Source organism: Streptomyces mesophilus, assembly GCF_040300965.1.
Lineage (GTDB): Bacteria > Actinomycetota > Actinomycetes > Streptomycetales > Streptomycetaceae > Streptomyces > Streptomyces mesophilus_A.
Map to the genome: position 1 here is coordinate 16,726 of NZ_JBEPEW010000005.1, position 15,581 is coordinate 32,306.

Annotated in this window: 18 protein-coding genes; 8 read left to right on the top strand and 10 right to left on the bottom strand. The window is 70.7% G+C overall.

Translation table 11 applies throughout. The features are described from left to right. Positions 1 to 32: 32 nt before the first annotated feature. Together ABT367_RS03250 and ABT367_RS03255 are read right to left on the bottom strand one after the other, a co-directional pair. Positions 33 to 482, bottom strand: a complete 450-nt coding sequence (locus ABT367_RS03250; protein ID WP_352249039.1) for a GNAT family N-acetyltransferase — start codon at positions 480 to 482, stop codon at positions 33 to 35. Between the two features lie 56 nt (positions 483 to 538). After that, positions 539 to 973, bottom strand: a complete 435-nt coding sequence (locus ABT367_RS03255) for a RidA family protein (protein ID WP_434975390.1) — start codon at positions 971 to 973, stop codon at positions 539 to 541. Between the two features lie 188 nt (positions 974 to 1,161). Here ABT367_RS03255 and ABT367_RS03260 point away from each other — a divergent pair, with 188 nt between their 5' ends. Further along, positions 1,162 to 2,085 carry an NADP-dependent oxidoreductase gene (locus ABT367_RS03260; protein ID WP_352249041.1) on the top strand — a complete coding sequence of 308 codons (924 nt, stop codon included), beginning with the start codon at positions 1,162 to 1,164 and terminating at the stop codon, positions 2,083 to 2,085. A gap of 10 nt (positions 2,086 to 2,095) precedes the next feature. On the opposite strand, the gene ABT367_RS03265 is transcribed toward ABT367_RS03260, so the two are convergent. Continuing rightward, entirely contained in the window at positions 2,096 to 2,953 is an 858-nt protein-coding gene (locus tag ABT367_RS03265) for an ArsR/SmtB family transcription factor (protein WP_352249043.1), read from the bottom strand. Between the two features lie 65 nt (positions 2,954 to 3,018). Between ABT367_RS03265 and ABT367_RS03270 the strand changes: the two genes are divergently transcribed. Continuing rightward, positions 3,019 to 3,747, top strand: a complete 729-nt coding sequence (locus ABT367_RS03270; protein ID WP_352249045.1) for a flavin reductase family protein — start codon at positions 3,019 to 3,021, stop codon at positions 3,745 to 3,747. Between the two features lie 72 nt (positions 3,748 to 3,819). Here ABT367_RS03270 and ABT367_RS03275 read toward each other — a convergent pair whose 3' ends face one another. The 3 genes from ABT367_RS03275 to ABT367_RS03285 all read right to left on the bottom strand — a co-directional run bounded on the left by ABT367_RS03275 (position 3,820) and on the right by ABT367_RS03285 (position 5,790). Next, a complete protein-coding gene (locus ABT367_RS03275; RefSeq protein WP_352249047.1) occupies positions 3,820 to 4,323 on the bottom strand; it encodes a dihydrofolate reductase in 504 nt (167 codons plus the stop codon). After that, the gene (locus ABT367_RS03280) at positions 4,320 to 5,117 is read right to left on the bottom strand and encodes a thymidylate synthase (RefSeq protein WP_352249049.1); all 798 of its coding nucleotides are present in this window, start codon (positions 5,115 to 5,117) and stop codon (positions 4,320 to 4,322) included. Before ABT367_RS03280 ends, ABT367_RS03275 begins: the two co-directional genes overlap by 4 nt. A 76-nt stretch (positions 5,118 to 5,193) precedes the next feature. Further along, positions 5,194 to 5,790, bottom strand: a complete 597-nt coding sequence (locus ABT367_RS03285) for a DUF4291 domain-containing protein (RefSeq protein WP_352249051.1) — start codon at positions 5,788 to 5,790, stop codon at positions 5,194 to 5,196. 97 nt (positions 5,791 to 5,887) lie between these two features. Between ABT367_RS03285 and ABT367_RS03290 the strand changes: the two genes are divergently transcribed. Next, positions 5,888 to 6,604, top strand: coding sequence for a class I SAM-dependent methyltransferase (locus ABT367_RS03290; RefSeq protein WP_352249053.1), 717 nt, complete (start codon positions 5,888 to 5,890; stop codon positions 6,602 to 6,604). Between the two features lie 61 nt (positions 6,605 to 6,665). On the opposite strand, the gene ABT367_RS03295 is transcribed toward ABT367_RS03290, so the two are convergent. Continuing rightward, positions 6,666 to 7,232 (bottom strand): pyridoxamine 5'-phosphate oxidase family protein, encoded by a 567-nt coding sequence (locus ABT367_RS03295; RefSeq protein ID WP_352249055.1) that lies wholly within the window; start codon positions 7,230 to 7,232, stop codon positions 6,666 to 6,668. 86 nt (positions 7,233 to 7,318) lie between these two features. Continuing rightward, entirely contained in the window at positions 7,319 to 8,788 is a 1,470-nt protein-coding gene (locus ABT367_RS03300) for an MFS transporter (protein WP_352249057.1), read from the bottom strand. A 106-nt stretch (positions 8,789 to 8,894) separates the two neighbouring features. Between ABT367_RS03300 and ABT367_RS03305 the strand changes: the two genes are divergently transcribed. The 4 genes from ABT367_RS03305 to ABT367_RS03320 all read left to right on the top strand — a co-directional run bounded on the left by ABT367_RS03305 (position 8,895) and on the right by ABT367_RS03320 (position 13,599). After that, positions 8,895 to 9,389, top strand: coding sequence for a MarR family winged helix-turn-helix transcriptional regulator (locus ABT367_RS03305; RefSeq protein WP_352249059.1), 495 nt, complete (start codon positions 8,895 to 8,897; stop codon positions 9,387 to 9,389). Then, a complete protein-coding gene (locus tag ABT367_RS03310) occupies positions 9,386 to 10,156 on the top strand; it encodes a nucleotidyltransferase domain-containing protein (protein WP_352249061.1) in 771 nt (256 codons plus the stop codon). The genes ABT367_RS03305 and ABT367_RS03310 overlap by 4 nt, the downstream gene beginning before the upstream one ends. An 87-nt stretch (positions 10,157 to 10,243) precedes the next feature. Next, positions 10,244 to 11,923 (top strand): membrane-associated oxidoreductase, encoded by a 1,680-nt coding sequence (locus ABT367_RS03315; RefSeq protein ID WP_352249064.1) that lies wholly within the window; start codon positions 10,244 to 10,246, stop codon positions 11,921 to 11,923. A 161-nt stretch (positions 11,924 to 12,084) separates the two neighbouring features. Next, positions 12,085 to 13,599: an MFS transporter gene (locus tag ABT367_RS03320; protein WP_352249066.1), complete on the top strand. Its 1,515-nt coding sequence runs from the start codon at positions 12,085 to 12,087 to the stop codon at positions 13,597 to 13,599. 64 nt (positions 13,600 to 13,663) lie between these two features. Here ABT367_RS03320 and ABT367_RS03325 read toward each other — a convergent pair whose 3' ends face one another. Then, complete coding sequence (locus ABT367_RS03325) at positions 13,664 to 13,897, bottom strand: DUF5999 family protein (RefSeq protein WP_352249068.1); 234 nt, start codon at positions 13,895 to 13,897, stop codon at positions 13,664 to 13,666. 258 nt (positions 13,898 to 14,155) lie between these two features. Continuing rightward, positions 14,156 to 14,758 (bottom strand): hypothetical protein, encoded by a 603-nt coding sequence (locus tag ABT367_RS03330; protein WP_352249070.1) that lies wholly within the window; start codon positions 14,756 to 14,758, stop codon positions 14,156 to 14,158. A 77-nt stretch (positions 14,759 to 14,835) separates the two neighbouring features. On the opposite strand from ABT367_RS03330, the gene ABT367_RS03335 reads away from it, so the two are divergent. Further along, positions 14,836 to 15,567, top strand: coding sequence for a hypothetical protein (locus ABT367_RS03335; protein ID WP_352249072.1), 732 nt, complete (start codon positions 14,836 to 14,838; stop codon positions 15,565 to 15,567). Positions 15,568 to 15,581: the final 14 nt, after the last annotated feature.

Here is a 15,581-nt window from a genome sequence, read left to right on the forward strand (position 1 = left end):
CCTACCGCACCGCCCGCGTCACGGTGTCCACGTCACGGTGTCCACGTCATACGGACATCCGGTTCCTTCTCCTCGTTGCGTGAGCCGTCCGTCCGCTCCGACTCCACGAAGCCATGCCGCGCGTAGAAGCGGCCGGCGGGAGCGTTGACCTGGAAGGTCCACAGCGAAAGACCGGTCGGGCGGCGGGACTTGGCGAGGGTGACGAGTTGGTCGCCCAGGCCCCTGCCGCGCCACTCGGGCGCCAGGTACAGCTGGTCGAGTTCCGGGCCGTCCAGGACCAGGAGCCCCGCCACGGACCCGTCCTGCGCCGCGGCCAGCCAGGTCTCGTGCTGCTCCACGACGACATGGCGGAACCAGTCCCGTACCTCGGAGTCCGTATGCGCGCGGCGCACACCCGGCAGTGCCGCCGCATACGACCGCAGCCAGACATCGGCCAGGGCCCCGGCATCCGCTGCCGAGGCCCGGCGCAGCACCGGGGTCACTCGGGCACCACTACGCGGCACCGGGGTCACTCGGGCACCACTACGCGGCACCGGGGTCACTCGGGCACCACGGCCGTCGCCGTGATCTCGACCAGCTGCCCCTGATAGCCGAGGCTCGCCACCCCGAGCAGCGTCGACGAGTGGGGTCCGCCCTCGGCCGTGCTCAGACCCGAGGCCTCGACCACCCGCCACACGTCCGCGAGTACGGCCGGATCGCCGCTCACCACGTACACATCCGTGTAGAGGACCTGGGACAGACCGCTGCCGATATCCCGCAGTTGGGCCTCGAGGTTGGCGAGCACCTGCTCGGTCTGGCGGACCGGATCGCCCTCGCCGACCAGCTCCCCGTCGGCGTCCAGCGGGACGGAGCCCGCCAGGAAGGCCAGCCGTGTACCGGCCTCGACGATCGACGCATGCGAATACGTGGGCGGCTTGAGCAGACCGGCGGCGGCGATGCTGCGCTTGATGATGACGACCTCCAGGGGGAACACGTGCCGAGTGGCCGCGTGCCACGAGTGTGCGGATGCTGGACTCGGCGGCCGTGCTCATCCAAACGTGCGGCCGCGGCCTGTGCATCCGAATTTGGCGTCACCCGGGCGATGCACCTGGTGATCATCCAGTGCGCCGCCTGGTGACGTGTCCAGGAATGATCCGCTCTCCCATGGAGTTGCCCACCATCATGAAGGCCATTGCACTCGAAAAGTACGGTTCCCCCGACGACCTGCGCCTCGTCGACCTCCCCGACCCCAAGGTCGCTCCCGGAGAGGTGCTGATCCGGGTGAAGGCGGCCGCGGTCAACCCGGTCGACTGGAAGCTCGCCGCCGGCTACCTCGACCCGATCATGGAGGTCCGCTTCCCGTTGATCTCCGGGTGGGACGTGGCCGGTGTCGTGGAGCAGGTGGGCCTCGACGCGATCGAGTTCGCCGTCGGCGACGAGGTCTTCGGATACGTACGCAAGGACTGGGCGCAGAACGGCACCTACGCGGAGCTGGTCTCCGCGCCCGTACGCACCCTCGCGAAGAAGCCCGCGGCGCTGAGCTGGGAGCAGGCGGCCGGGGTGCCGCTGGCCGGGCTCACCGCGTACCAGACGCTCAAGCGGCTCGCGGTGGACGCGGGCGAGACCGTCCTGATCCATGCCGCGGCGGGCGGCGTCGGCTCGATCGGTGTGCAGATCGCGGTCGCGCTGGGTGCCAAGGTCATCGGCACGGCCAGCGAGCGCAACCACGCCTATCTGCGGGAACTGGGCGCCGAGCCGGTCACGTACGGCGACGGACTCGCCGACCGGGTACGGGAGTTGGCGCCCGAGGGCGTCGACGCCGCCCTCGACTTCGTGGGCGAGGGCGCTGTCGCGCAGTCGCTGCCGCTGCTCAGGCAGCCGGGCCGGGTCGCGTCGATCACGGACGGTCAGGGCGCGCTTGAGGCCGGTGGCCACTACGTGTGGGTGCGTCCGTCGGCCGAGGACCTCACGGCGCTCGCGCAGCTCGCGGACGCCGGCAAACTCACCGTCCATGTGGACAAGGCGCTGCCGCTTGCGCAGGCCGCTGAGGCCTGGCGGCTCAGCCAGGAGGGGCGGACCCGGGGGAAGATCGTTCTGACGGTCTGAGTGCTCCGGCTCAGCCCTGAGGCGGGCTCAACACCTCGTCGCTGAGCCCCAGTTGCGTACGGAAGACGGCACGGCCCGCGTCGGTCAGCTCTACCCCGCGGGTCGTGCCGCGGCGTGTCACCCAGCCGGCGTCGAGCGCCCGCTGGAACAGTGCGGCGCCCACCGCGCCGGCCAGATGCGGGCGGCGTTCCGTCCAGTCGAGGCAGGTGCGGATGTGGGCGCGGCACGAGCCGAGCGGGCGGTGGTCGTCGATGCCCATGTCCCGCAGCCAGGCCTTGCCGTCCTCGGAGAGGGACGGGCCGTAGTCCCAGGCGAGCAGCGCCCGTTCGGTCATGGCGTCGGTGATCGCCACGGCGACCGCGCCGGCGAGGTGGTCGTAGCAGGAGCGGGCGTGGGCGAGGGCGCGGCGACGGTTGGCGTCGCGCAGGGAACGTACCGGCGTCGTGCGCAGCGGGGCGTGCGAGGCGAGCGACTCGATCATCTCCGCGGTGGCGGGCCCCGACAGGCGCACATAGCGATGCCGGCCCTGCCGCGCCTCCTCCAGGAGCCCGCCCGCGACGAGCTGATGCAGATGACCCGTGACCGTGGAGCGGGCGACCCCGGCGTGCTGTGCCAGCTCCGTGGCGGTCCAGGCGCGTCCGTCGAGCAGCGCCAGGCAGATCGAGGCGCGGGTGCGGTCGGCGAGCAGGCCCGCGAGCGAGGCGAGATCGGGGGCGGAGATGCTGTCGGGGGTGGGGGTGGTCTGTACCCGGGGGGTCGGCACGGGTGCGGGCGTGGTCCGTCCGGAGGCGGGCGTGGTCCGAGCCGCGGTCGGGGTGGTCTGCGTCGGGGTGGTCTGCGCCGAGGTGAGGGCCGGGGTGACGGTCATGGGTCGATTCTGACGGCCGGTCGGTTCGGCGGGCACCGAAATATCCCCGCCCTAGCGTTCCCCGCATGACCACCGCAGCGGAACGCACCGCCTCTCACCAGCCGATATCCCCCTTGGCCGGCTCGCACCAGCCGATATCCGCCTCGTCTGCCTCTCACCAGCCGATCTCCCCCTCGTCCGGCTCCCATGTGCGGATCTCCCCGTCCATCCTGTACTTCGGTACCCCCGTCGCCCTCCTGACCACCGAGAACCCGGACGGTACCGACAACCTCGCCCCGATCTCGTCGGCCTGGGCCCTCGGCCACACCCTCGTCCTGGGTATCGGGGCCGAGAGCCGCACCGCGGCCAACCTCGCCGACCGTCCGGAACTCGCCGTCAGCCTTCCGTCCCCGCACCAGTGGGCCTCGGTGGAACGGCTCGCTCCGCTCACCGGCGCGCACCCGGTCCCCGCTGCCAAGCGCGCGGTCTACCGCCACGAGCCCGACAAGTTCGGTGCGGCCGGTCTGAGCCGGCTGCCGTCGCAGGCGGTGCGTCCCGCCCGGGTGGCGGAGTGCCCGCTGCATCTGGAGGCGAGGGTGCGCAGCCTGCGGCCCGGCGGTCCCGACGACCACTTCCGGATCGTCGAGTGCGAGGTCGTACGGGTCCACGCCGCACCCTCGATCGTCGTGCCGGGCACTGAGCACATCGACCCGTCCCGCTGGAGCCCGCTGCTCTACAACTTCCGCCACTACTTCGGCCTCGGCCCTGAACTGGGCCACGGCTTCCGCTCGGAGACCGCGGCGGGCTCTCAGTGAGCTCGGGGGAGCGCGGCCGGGTCTCAGCGCAGTCGCGGACCGCGGGCGGGTCTCAGTGAAGCGGGCCGGTCGTCACCGTGTGTAGCGGCGGATGCGGTAGCGCACCCCGGACGTGGAGGACTGCCAGCCCGCGTCCTCGGCGACCTGCCACGTCGGGTCCAAGGACGGGGCGTAGGCATCGCCGTCCACCGTCGAGTCGATCTCCGTCACCGAGAGCGTCGTGGCGTACTCCAAGGCGGCCCGGTAGATCTCCCCGCCGCCGATCACCCAGGTCACAGCTGGGGCGGCCGGCTCGGGCGATCCGGCCGCGAGGTCCAGCGCCTCGGCGATGGACCCGGCGCGCTCCGCACCGTCGGCCGCCCACTGCGGATCGCGCGTCAGGACGATGTTGCGTCTGCCGGACAGCGGACGGAACCGCGGCGGCAGCGAGTCCCATGTCCTGCGCCCCATCACCACCGGGTGGCCGTGGGTGGTCGCCTTGAAATGCGCCATGTCCTCGGGCACGCGCCACGGAATCGTGTTGTCCGCGCCGATCACGCCGGCAGGGGTCTGCGCCCAGATCAGCCCGACGTTCACACGGCCACCGGGGCCTTGATGGCCGGGTGGTGCCGGTAGTCGAGCACTTCCACATCGGAGTAGGCGTAGTCGAAGAGCGAGTCGGCCTGACGCAGCCGCAGCCGGGGGAACTCGTACGGGGTGCGCGAGAGCTGCTCGGTCACCTGCTCGACGTGGTTGTCGTAGATGTGGCAGTCACCGCCGGTCCACACGAAGTCGCCCGGCTCGAGGCCGACCTGCTGCGCCACCATGTGCGTGAGCAGGGCGTAGCTGGCGATGTTGAACGGGACGCCGAGGAACAGGTCCGCGCTGCGCTGGTAGAGCTGGCAGGAGAGCTTGCCGTCGGCGACGTAGAACTGGAAGAAGGCGTGGCACGGAGCGAGCGCCATCTTGTCCAGCTCGGCGACGTTCCACGCGGACACGATCATCCGGCGGGAGTCCGGGTCCTTGCGCAGGGTGGCGAGGACCTCGCTGATCTGGTCGATGTGCCGGCCGTCCGGGGCCGGCCAGGAGCGCCACTGCACGCCGTACACCGGACCGAGCTCGCCGTTCGCGTCGGCCCACTCGTCCCAGATGGTGACGCCGTGCTCGTGCAGCCAGTCGACGTTCGAGTCGCCGCGCAGGAACCACAGCAGCTCGTACACGATGGACTTGAGGTGCACCTTCTTGGTGGTGACCAGCGGGAATCCCTGCGAGAGGTCATAACGCAGCTGGTGTCCGAAGATACTTCGGGTGCCTGTGCCCGTCCGGTCGGCCTTCGCCGTCCCGCTGGTGAGTGCCAACCGCAACAGGTCTTCGTACTGGGTGTCCGCCACGGGCGACGAGTCTACTGGCCGCCCACGCGCACGCTCACCAGCGCGGTCCCGCAGCCAGGCGAGGATCCCCCCGGGTTCAGGCCCGCAGCCGGGCGAGGAGCTCGTCGCCCGCCGGGTAGACCGGCTCGTCGGGCAGCAGCTCTGCCGCGGCGTCCAGACGCCCTTCCCTTACGAGGGAGTGGATCGTCCGCGCCGTTTCAGTGACGTCGCGGACGGTGACGATCCACTCGTCCGCGTACCGGCGCGCCGCCTCACCCGACAGACCCAGCTGGAGCGAGCGGTACGGCAGGGCCTTCAGTCGCAGGTCGCGCTCGGGATCCCACTGCACGCGCGCCGGCGCCCGCTTCAATTCCCGCTGCCAGGAAGCCCGGTCCGGGTGCAGACCGCGCACATAGTGCGACAGACAGGCGTTGGCCAGCCCCCACTCGAATCCGTCCCGCCGTATCTCCACGGCGAGCACCGTCTCCTGCCCCTCCTTGGTGCCCCAGCCGCAGCGGTACATCATCCACAGGAACGACGGCTTGATCCAGGTCATCCGCTCCCTCTTCCACTCGGCGGGAAACCGCCCGTCGCGGGCCGTGGGCAGCCCGAGCGCGGGGGAGTAGGCCTGGTAGACGGTGACGGTCTCGTCGGTGTGGTGGGCTCGGATCACCTTCGGGTCGGTTCGTTGCATGGGGTGAGGGTGCCGTTCACGGAGATCGGGCGCGAATGAATTACGCGAGTGAACAGTGAATTACGCGAGTGAATCAGGGGTGCCGGAGCGAGATGTCGTGGCGGAGAATGGGGTGGTGCTCGAGCGGACTCCCCTGCCCGACCGCCTGCTGCAGGATGATCAGCTGGCGGGCCACTCCGTCGTCGCCAACAACGCGATGAACCGCGAGCGGGTCCTGACCGGGGTGAACAGCTACGCACGCGAACTGGGCTTCGATCCCGGCACGTTCCTGGCCGCGCGAGGCAGGGCTTCCGCCTGGCTGGACCTGTGCAGCGGGGAAGGACTGGCGCTGCGGGAGGCGGCCCGCGCAGTGGAGGGCGGCACGTTCACCGGGGTGGATCTCGTCGGACCGATGCGGCAGGCCCCCTCGCCCGCGGGGCTCGAACTCGTCACCGCCGATCTCACCGTCTGGGCTCCGCAGCGTCGCTACGACCTCATCACCTGTGTCCATGGGCTGCACTACATCGGTGACCGGCTCGGGCTGCTCGCGCGGATCGCCACCTGGCTCACCTCCGACGGACTCTTCGTTGCGCATTTCGATCCCTCCACGGTGCGGATGTGGGGCGGTGGGGACTCCTCACGTGCGGTACCGGCGGCGCTGCGGAAGGCCGGCTTCGCCTACTCGGCCCGGCATCACCGGCTCACCCTCCGAGGGAGCCGGCCCGTTGAACTCCCCTTCCGCTACCTGGGCGCCGACCCGGACGCCGGCCCCAACTACACGGGCCAGCCGGGTGTCGCGGCGTACTACGCGCCGCGGCCCGGAACCGGGGACTGACCCGGGTCCGTGCCGCAGCTCGTCGTACGGAGCCGGTGGCTCACCGGGGCCCGCCCGCGGCTCAGGCCTCCGCGGGTATGTCCAGCGAGGTGCCGTACAGCCGCGAGACCCGTAGGCGGATCACCACGCGGCGCTCGTCCACCAGTTGTTCCAGGAAGCCCTGTTCGTCGGCCGGATCGCTGAACCCCGGGGTGAGGGAGAGGAGTTCACGTCCCACGGCGTCGCCCGGGGCCGTGGTCGGGGCGGAGACCTCGGCCTCGCCCTCGGCCACCGCGAACGACCAGTTGCCGGGGCCGGAGACGTGCAGCGCGGCGTGCGGATCGGCCTGCACCTGACGGACCTTGAGACGGTCGGCCGTCGTGGAGATCCGCAGGATTCTCTCCTGCGGATCCCAGTGGTGCAGAACTGTGGACAGGTGGGGGTGTCCGGTGCGGCGCACCGTCGCCAGGACGGAGAACTGCTGCGAGCCGAGGAGTCCGGACAGTTCGTCATCGGTGAGGACCCGGGGCGCCGGTCCGGAGGCGGGCTTGCGCGGGGCGGTGGCGGATGTGCGGGGCGGGGTGGTGACAGACTCGGCGGTGGTGGCGGATGCGCGGGACGTGGCGGCGGTGGCGGGGCGGCCGGTCATGGTGATCTCCCTGGTGAGTTCGGAGTGAAGCGCGGAGTGCTGCGTCAGAAGTGCTGAGTGCTGCGCAAGAGGTGCGGGCGGAGTCCTCAGACCGTGACGTGGACCGGGGCGGTGCGGGGCGTGGACGGTGCCGGAGCGCCCGCCTTGCGCAGCACGGCGTACGCGATCACGAACGCCGCCACGAGCAGCCCCGTCCCGATGGCGAACGCCAGGTGGTAGCCGCTGGTCAGGGCTGAAGCCTCGGAGGCGCCCTCCGCAAGGCGGGAATCGGTGCGGGAGGCCGCGAGCGTGGACAGGACCGCGACCCCGAGCGCCATGCCTATCTGCTGGGTCGTGTTGAAGACTCCGGACGCCAGACCCGCGTCGGACTCGCTCGCTCCGGACATGCCGAGCGAGGTGAGCGCGGGCAGCGCGAGCCCGAAGCCGGCCGCGAGCAGCATCACCGGGAGCAGGTCCACGGCGTAGTTCGCACGCTCCGGAAGGCGGGTGAGGAGCACCAGCATGGCTATCAGGAGCGTCAACCCGGCGAGCAGCACCCGTCGTTCACCGAAGCGCGTGTTCAGGCGGGCCGAGACGCCCAGGGAGACCACGCCGATCACCACGGCCGCGGGCAGCATCGCGAGGCCGGTCTCGGCGGCGCCGTATCCCCGTACCTGCTGGAGGTAGAGCGCGACCAGGACCTGGAAGGAGAACAGCGCCGCCACCATCAGGATCTGTACGAGATTCGCGCCGGTGACCTGGCGGGAGCGGAAGATCCGCAGCGGTACGAGCGGGGTGCGGGCCTTCGTCTGACGTACGGCGAAGGCAGTCAGCAGGAGCACGGACAGGGCGCCGAGGCCGAGTGTGTGGACCGAGACCCAGCCGTACGACTCGACCTCGATGACCGTGTAGATGCCGAGCATCAGACCGGCCGTGACAAGCAGCGCGCCGAGGACGTCGGCACCGGCGGCGAAGCCCAGGCCGCGGTCGCGGGGGAGCACGGCGGCGGCGACCACGAGCGAGGCGAGGCCGATCGGGAGGTTGATGAAGAAGATCCAGTTCCAGGTGAAGGCATCGGTGAGCACACCGCCCACCACCTGGCCGATGGACGCACCGGCCGCTCCCGTGAAGCTGAACACCGCGATCGCGCGGGCCCGTTCACGTGTCTCGGTGAACAGCGTGATGAGAATGCCGAGGCTCACCGCCGCGGCCATCGCGCTGCCCACGCCCTGCAGGAAGCGGGCCGCTATGAGCAGCGCGGGGGAGGTGGCCACACCGGCGAGGAGCGAGGCGGCGGTGAAGACCCCGGTGCCGTACAGGAACATCCGGCGGCGGCCGAGCAGATCGCCGAGCCGCCCGGCGAGCAGCAGGAGGGAGCCGAAGGCGATCAGATACGCGTTCACCACCCAGCTCAGCCCGGCCGGGGTGAAGCCCAGATCGTGCTGTATGGCCGGCATCGCCACCGTCACGATCGAGCCGTCGAGCACGATCATCAGCGTCCCGGTCGCCACCACGGCGAGCGAGAGCTGCTTCGTCCTTGCTGAAAGAGCTTGGGAAACACGCGAGTTGAAAGACATGACGCACTCCGGTCATCGACTTGGTCGCTGTCGTTGAAAAGACCGTAGCAGATAGTTCCGTTGCAGACGATCCCTTTCGGATCGGATTCTCGGTTATGCTGAGGCCATGACTGCGATGTCCCCGCCCACGCGTACGGAGCCGGACCTCTCCTACCTGCTCGATTACGGCGGCCACGCGCTGCGCGCCCGGATGGCGGCGGCGCTCTCCGAGATCGGCATCACGGCCCGGATGCACTGCGTCCTGGTCCATGCCGTCGGCGCGGAGCGCACACAGGCGCAGCTGGCCGAGATCGGCGACATGGACAAGACGACGATGGTCGTCACGGTCGACGCCCTGGAGAAGGCGGGCCTGGCCGAACGGCGCCCGTCGAGCACCGACCGCAGGGCCCGGATCATCCAGGTGACCGATGAGGGCGCCCGGGTCGCCGAGCAGAGTCAGCGGATCGTGGACGCGGTGCACCGCGAGGCGCTGTCCGCGCTGCCCGAGGACGAGCGCGAGGTCCTCATGCGCGCGCTGAAGCGCCTGGTCGAAGGGCATCGCGCGACACCTGCGGAAGCCGCGCTCAACAAGGTGGTCCGCAGGGCGAGGCAGCGTTCGTGAGCGGGAGCCCGCCCGGTGGCGTCACGGACGAGCGCTTCCCCTCCTATGTGGCCGAAAGGCTCGCCCGCCTGCCCGGTGTCCGAGCCGTCACGCTCGGCGGCTCCCGCGCCCAGGGCACCCATACGCCGCAGAGCGACTGGGACTTCGCGCTCTACTATCGCGGCACGTTCGACCCCGAGCACCTTCGCGCGGTGGGCTGGCCCGGGCAGGTGTCCGAGCTGGGCGGCTGGGGCGGCGGGGTGTTCAACGGGGGCGCGTGGCTCACGGTCGAGGGCCGCGCCATCGACGTGCACTACCGCGACCTGGACGTCGTCGAGCACGAACTGGCCGAGGCGCGCGCGGGCCGCTTCCACTGGGAGCCGCTGATGTTCCATCTCGCGGGCATCCCCAGCTACTTGGTCGTCGCCGAGGTCGCCGTCAACCAGGTCCTTCACGGCGAACTCCCGCGCCCCGGCTACCCGCCGGAGCTGCGCAGCCGCGCGCCCGGTGTCTGGCGCGAACGTGCGGCCCTGACCCTCGGCTATGCGAGGGCCAACTTCGCCCCGCGCGCCCAGCCGGCCGAGGTGGCGGGCGCGCTCGTCACGGCGGCGATGTACACGGCACATGCCGTGCTCGCCGAGCGCGGGGAGTGGGTCACCAACGAGAAGAGGCTGCTGAGCCGGGCCGGTCTGCGCGCGGTCGACGGGATCGTGGCCGGGACGCGGCCGGATGCGGAGGTGCTGGCGGCTTCGGTGGACGCGGCGGAGGCGCTGTTCGCGGCGGCGTGAGGCCGGCCCCGGTGGGGGAGACCGATCAACCGCCCGTACGACGAAGGCTGTTGACAGCGCCCTGCCGCCCAGGTCACAGTCCCGCGAATGGAACCGAGCGACCTGACCCCTGCCGAAGCGCGCGTCTGGGCGGCTTTCCCGCGTGGGACGGCGCTGGACTTCCGTACCTCCGTGGACGAGGACATCACCCTCGGTGCCGACTGGGGCCCGGAGCGGACGCTGCGGGCCGAGGTGCTCACGAAGCTGCTGCTCGACGGACCGCGCGAGGCGGGCGAGATCCCGGCGCTGCGGATCGCCGGGGCGCGGATCACAGGACCGCTGTATCTGCTGTACGGACAGGTCGAGTGCACGGTCAGCCTCCTCGGCTGCCATCTGGACGACACGCCGGTGCTTTTCGGGGCGCGGCTGCGACGGGTGTATCTGGGGGAGTGCGTGCTGCCGGGGCTGTCGGCCGGTACAGCGGTCTTCGACGGAGACCTGTCTCTGGAGGACTGCCGGGTCAGTGGCCCTGTCTCCCTTACGGGGGCGCAGATTGCCGGAACGCTGACCCTCGACGGGGCGGAACTCGGCGGCCCCGGGGGCCCTCGGACGGCAGGCGGCGCGGGAACGAGCCCTGACACCGGCACGAGCCCCGGCGTCGGCACAAGGGCAGGTGCCGACGCGATTCTCGAGCTGAGCCGCGCGCACGTCGGGGTCGCGTTGTCGGCCCGTTCCCTCGCGGCGCACGGCGAGAGCCGGCTCGACTCGCTGACGACAGGCGGTGAGATACGCCTGGACGCCGCGCGGTTCATACGGCCCGGCGAGATCGCGCTGAGTGCGACGGGGCTTCAGGTCGGCACGTTCCTGAGCGCGGTCGGCCTGGTCGCGCAGGGGGAAGTCCGGCTCTACGGCACCACCGTGGGCGGCACCCTGAATCTCGCGAACGCTCGGCTCGACAACCCCACGGACACGGCGCTGCACGCCTCGAACCTGACGGTCGGCGCCGATCTGCGGGCGCCCGGCATCACGGCGCACGGACGGGTCAATCTTCGCGGCGCTCGCATCCCCGGCCAACTGGTGCTCTCCCAGGCCACGTTGCGTCACCCCGGCGATGTGGCCCTGCGGGCGGACGGCATGGTCGTCGGTGAACTGTGGCTGCGCGGGCCTTCCCCGATCGAGGGAACGCTCAGCCTGCGCCGGACCCAGGCCGAGCTGATCCACGCCGAACCGGAGGCGTGGCCGGCCGAGGTACGCCTGGACGGTCTGACGTACACCGGACTCGCCCCGCACGAACCGGCCGGGCGCCGACTGCCGCTCCTGTCCCGCGACGCGGACGGCTACGTCCCCTTCTCGTACGAGCAACTCGCCCTCGCCTACCGCGCACTCGGCGACGACACCGCCGCACGCACCGTCCAACTCGCCAAACAGCGCCGCCATCGCGCGACCCTGCCGCCGCACGCCAAGGCCTGGGGCCTCCTCCAGGACGCCACCGTCGGCTACGGGTTCCGGCCCGTGCGGGCCGCCGGCTGGCTGTTCTCGCTGCTGCTCATCGGCTGGATCGCGTACGCGGTACGGCCGCCGCGTGCCCCGAAGGCGGAAGAGGCCCCGGAATTCTCCCCGTTCTTCTTCACCCTCGATCTGCTGCTGCCCCTCGTCGGCCTCGGCCAGGAAGGGGCCTACGTGCCCACGGGGTGGACGCAGACGCTGTCGTACGGACTGATCCTCGCCGGCTGGGTGCTGGCGACGACGATCGCGGCGGGAGTTACGCGGACGATCAGTCGGCAGTAGCGGGCGCCGGCCGGACCGTGGCGGCGAGTTCTCACCAGCCCACCCGGTCCGTGGCGGCGAGTGCCACGACGCCATCCGGTCCGTGGCGGCAAGCGGTCACGACCCCATCCGGACCGTGGCGGCGAGTGGCCACGCTCTCGTCGCGCCCGCATAATCCGCATATGGCCGCTGCCGCCGACCCCGCCTCGCTCCGCACCGGCACCGCCGCCGGCCGCTGGGTGCTCCTCACCACCGTGCTCGGATCGACGATGGTGCTGCTCGACTCGACCGTCGTGAACGTGGCACTCCGCAGGATCGGCGATGACCTCGACACGGATCTGGCGGCCCTGCAGTGGACCGTCAACGCCTACATGCTGGCCCTCGCCGGGCTGATCCTGCTCGGCGGGGCGCTGGGCGACCGGTTCGGGCGGCGCCGGGTGTTCGTCATCGGGGTCGTGTGGTTCGCGGCCGCCTCGCTGCTGTGCGGTCTGGCGCCCAACGCGGAGGTGCTGATCGCGGCGCGGGCCCTGCAGGGAGTGGGCGGCGCGCTGCTGACGCCGGGGTCGCTCGCTCTGATCCAGGCTTCGTTCCATGCCGACGACCGGGCCGCGGCGGTCGGACTGTGGTCGGGGTTCGGCGGTGTGGGCGCGGCGGTCGGACCGTTCCTCGGCGGATGGCTCGTGGACGGTCCCGGCTGGCGCTGGGTGTTTCTGCTCAATGTGCCGCTGGCCGCGCTCTGCGTCCCGGTCGCGCTGCGCCATGTGCCCGAGTCCAAGGGCGGCAAGGCCCACGGCCGCTTCGACATCACCGGCGCGGTACTCGGCGCGCTCGCCCTCGCGTTCCTCACCTATGCGCTGATCGCGGCGCCCGACCACGGGGCCTCCGCGGTGGTCGTCGGGTCGGCGCTCGCAGGTGTCGCGGCGACCACGGCGTTCCTCTACGTCGAGCGGCACAGCCGCGAACCGATGATGCCGCTCACGGTCTTCGCGTCCCGCCAGTTCAGCGCGGTCAATCTGGTGACCCTCTGCGTCTACGGAGCGTTCGGCGGGTTCTTCTTCCTGTCCGCGCTCCAACTCCAGGTGGTCACGGGCTACTCGGCGCTCGCGGCGGGCACCGCGCTGCTGCCGACCACGATCCTGATGCTGCTTTTCTCGGCCCGCTCCGGGGCCATCGGGCAGCGGATCGGTCCACGACTTCCGCTCACCGCGGGCCCGTTGCTGTGTGCGGCGGGCATGCTCCTGATGATGCGGGCGGGTCCCGATGCCTCGTATCCGCTCGATGTGCTGCCGGCCGTCCTGGTGCTCGGCCTCGGCATGGTCACGCTGGTCGCTCCGCTCACCGCGACCGTCCTGGCCTCTGTCGACCAGTCCCGCGCGGGTCTGGCCAGCGGGATCAACAACGCGGCGGCCCGGGCGGCCGGCCTGATCGCGGTGGCCGCGCTGCCGCTGCTCGTGGGGATGGGCCCCGAGGCATATCGCTCGGCGGCCGAGTTCAACAGCGCCTTCCGGCTGGCGATGCCGCTGTGCGCGGCACTGCTCGCGGCCGGTGCGCTGATCGCCTGGCTTACGGTCCGCAATCCCGCCCTGGTGAAGGGCGAGCCGGAGCCGTGCCATCCGGAGTGCCAGACACACTGTGCACTGGACGCTCCGCCGCTGGAGAGCGGTGGTTCAGGGGGCGTCGGCACCGAGGAACGGTGACGCCTCCACGGCTACGGTGACGCCTCTGCGCCTCTGCGCCTCTGCGCCTCTGCGCCTCTACGGCTCAGGCGGCGACCGCGACGATCGGCGTGGTCTGCGCCTGCGTGGGGATCAGGGTGAGCAGCGGACGGTGCGGCGGGACGATCTCGCCACCCGGCAGCAGCTCTCCGGTGTCGTCGAACACGATCGTGCCGTTGCACAAGCGGCTCCAGCCCTGCTCGGGGTGGGAGGCGACGACGCGCGCGGCTTCGCGGTCGGGGCGGTCGGCGGTGGGGCACGAAGGCTGGTGAGTGCACATGATGTAACTCCGTATTCTGGAATGACTCCTGCTCCGGTTCTTCTTCTCTTGTGACGCTCCGGGCGCCGATCCTGCGGTGGCTTGCTCTGGTCCGTTGGTTCGATGATGGGCTCCGAACGTCCCGGTCCTGTCACCGGTAATGACCGGCCGGGCTACGACAACTCATCGGTCCCGCATGAGGATTCGTCTTCCGAACTGCTTCCATTGTGGCAGCCGGAACTGACAATCGATCTTGAAGATTCCGCGCGTAGGCACATCTCACACGTGAGCCGTCCCGCCGCCCTCGGCCATCGCCCGCGCGATCCGCCGATTGGTCTCGGCCCAGACCTCGGCCGCCACCTTGGGCAGCACATCGCCCCACAGCACGAGGCAGCTGCCGCGCAGCTGCATCATCCCCTCGGGCCGTCCGACCAGGAACATGTGCAAGTGGGCCCAGCCATCACCCCACTTGTTCACATGCACCCGCGAGATCCCTCCGACGGACTTCACGGCCCGCTCCGCCCGCTGCAGCATCCCGCCCAGCTCGGCGGCCCGTTCGGCCGGCAGGTCATGCAGGTCGTAGTGGCCGCGAGGCTGCAGCATCACCATGGCCGGCAGGGATTCGGGCTCGCTGAACCCGGTGAGCCGCCAGTGCTCGTCGGTCCAGAGGAACTCCTCGTCGCCCTTGCGGCACGTCCCGCATTCCTGCGGCCCGGCTTCACCGTGTCGGGGTGGCTCGGGCAGGACCGGCTCCTCGAGCACCTTGATCCTCAAGTCCCCTTCGTACGGGAAGATCTCCCAGGCCGGGACGCCCTCGGCGGGGAAGGGGATCTGCTCGCCTATCGGCAGGTTGCGTACGTACGCGCTGGGTTCCGGGTTCATGATCGCGAGTCTTGCATGGCCGCGGAGGCGTGAATAACCCGTCGAACTCCCGGCGTTCCCGTTGCTACCTTGCCCAGGTGGCGAAACTCAATCAGATCATCGCAGTGGAGAAGGGCGTCAAGTCCAAGTCCCATCAGGACCTGACCGCGGCCCACCACGGGCTGCAGAAACCGGCGTTGCTGTCCGGCATCGCCCGCACGTACCAGCCCAAGGACGAGGAGGGCGAGCAGCTGCCGCCCGAGTCGACGCGGGTGCAGGTGCAGGCCGAGGACGTACTCCGGGAGACCGCGGCGACGCTGACCCGGCTCTTCGATGTGACCGCCACCAAGGACTGGGCGAACTGCAGCGCGAAGGCCGATGTGACCGTCGACGGCCGGGTGTTGGTCGCCGGCGTGCCGGTGTCGTATCTGCTCTTCCTCGAGAAGCAGCTCACCGATCTCAACACCTTCGTACGGAAGCTGCCGGTCCTGGACGCCGCGGAGTTCTGGGTACGGGACCCTTCCACGGACGCGTGGAAGACCGAGCCCGTACGCACGGTGCGGACGAAGAAGGTGCCGCGCAACCACGTGAAGGCCGAGGCGACGGAGAAGCACCCGGCGCAGGTCGAGGTGTACTACGAGGACATCCCGGTGGGGTACTGGACCACCGTCAAGTTCTCGGGCGCCCTGCCCGCCCAGCGGGTCAATGAACTCCTGCAGCGCGTGGAGAAGTTGCAGCAGGCGGTGAAATTCGCGCGCGAGGAGGCGAACGGGGTCGACGTCACCGATCAGCGCGTCGGGGACGCCGTGTTCGGCTACCTGTTCGGGTAGCCTCAAAGACTCCC

Bases quoted from the DNA above. Each gene is read 5' to 3' on its own strand.
- ABT367_RS03270 (WP_352249045.1), top strand. From the start codon at position 3,019: ATGACCACCGCAGCGGAACGCACCGCCTCTCACCAGCCGATATCCCCC.
- ABT367_RS03320 (WP_352249066.1), top strand. From the start codon at position 12,085: ATGGCCGCTGCCGCCGACCCCGCCTCGCTCCGCACCGGCACCGCCGCC.
- ABT367_RS03325 (WP_352249068.1), bottom strand. From the start codon at position 13,897: ATGTGCACTCACCAGCCTTCGTGCCCCACCGCCGACCGCCCCGACCGC.
- ABT367_RS03305 (WP_352249059.1), top strand. From the start codon at position 8,895: ATGACTGCGATGTCCCCGCCCACGCGTACGGAGCCGGACCTCTCCTAC.
- ABT367_RS03260 (WP_352249041.1), top strand. From the start codon at position 1,162: ATGAAGGCCATTGCACTCGAAAAGTACGGTTCCCCCGACGACCTGCGC.
- ABT367_RS03295 (WP_352249055.1), bottom strand. From the start codon at position 7,232: ATGACCGGCCGCCCCGCCACCGCCGCCACGTCCCGCGCATCCGCCACC.
- ABT367_RS03315 (WP_352249064.1), top strand. From the start codon at position 10,244: ATGGAACCGAGCGACCTGACCCCTGCCGAAGCGCGCGTCTGGGCGGCT.
- ABT367_RS03265 (WP_352249043.1), bottom strand. From the start codon at position 2,953: ATGACCGTCACCCCGGCCCTCACCTCGGCGCAGACCACCCCGACGCAG.
- ABT367_RS03330 (WP_352249070.1), bottom strand. From the start codon at position 14,758: ATGAACCCGGAACCCAGCGCGTACGTACGCAACCTGCCGATAGGCGAG.
- ABT367_RS03300 (WP_352249057.1), bottom strand. From the start codon at position 8,788: ATGTCTTTCAACTCGCGTGTTTCCCAAGCTCTTTCAGCAAGGACGAAG.
- ABT367_RS03285 (WP_352249051.1), bottom strand. From the start codon at position 5,790: ATGCAACGAACCGACCCGAAGGTGATCCGAGCCCACCACACCGACGAG.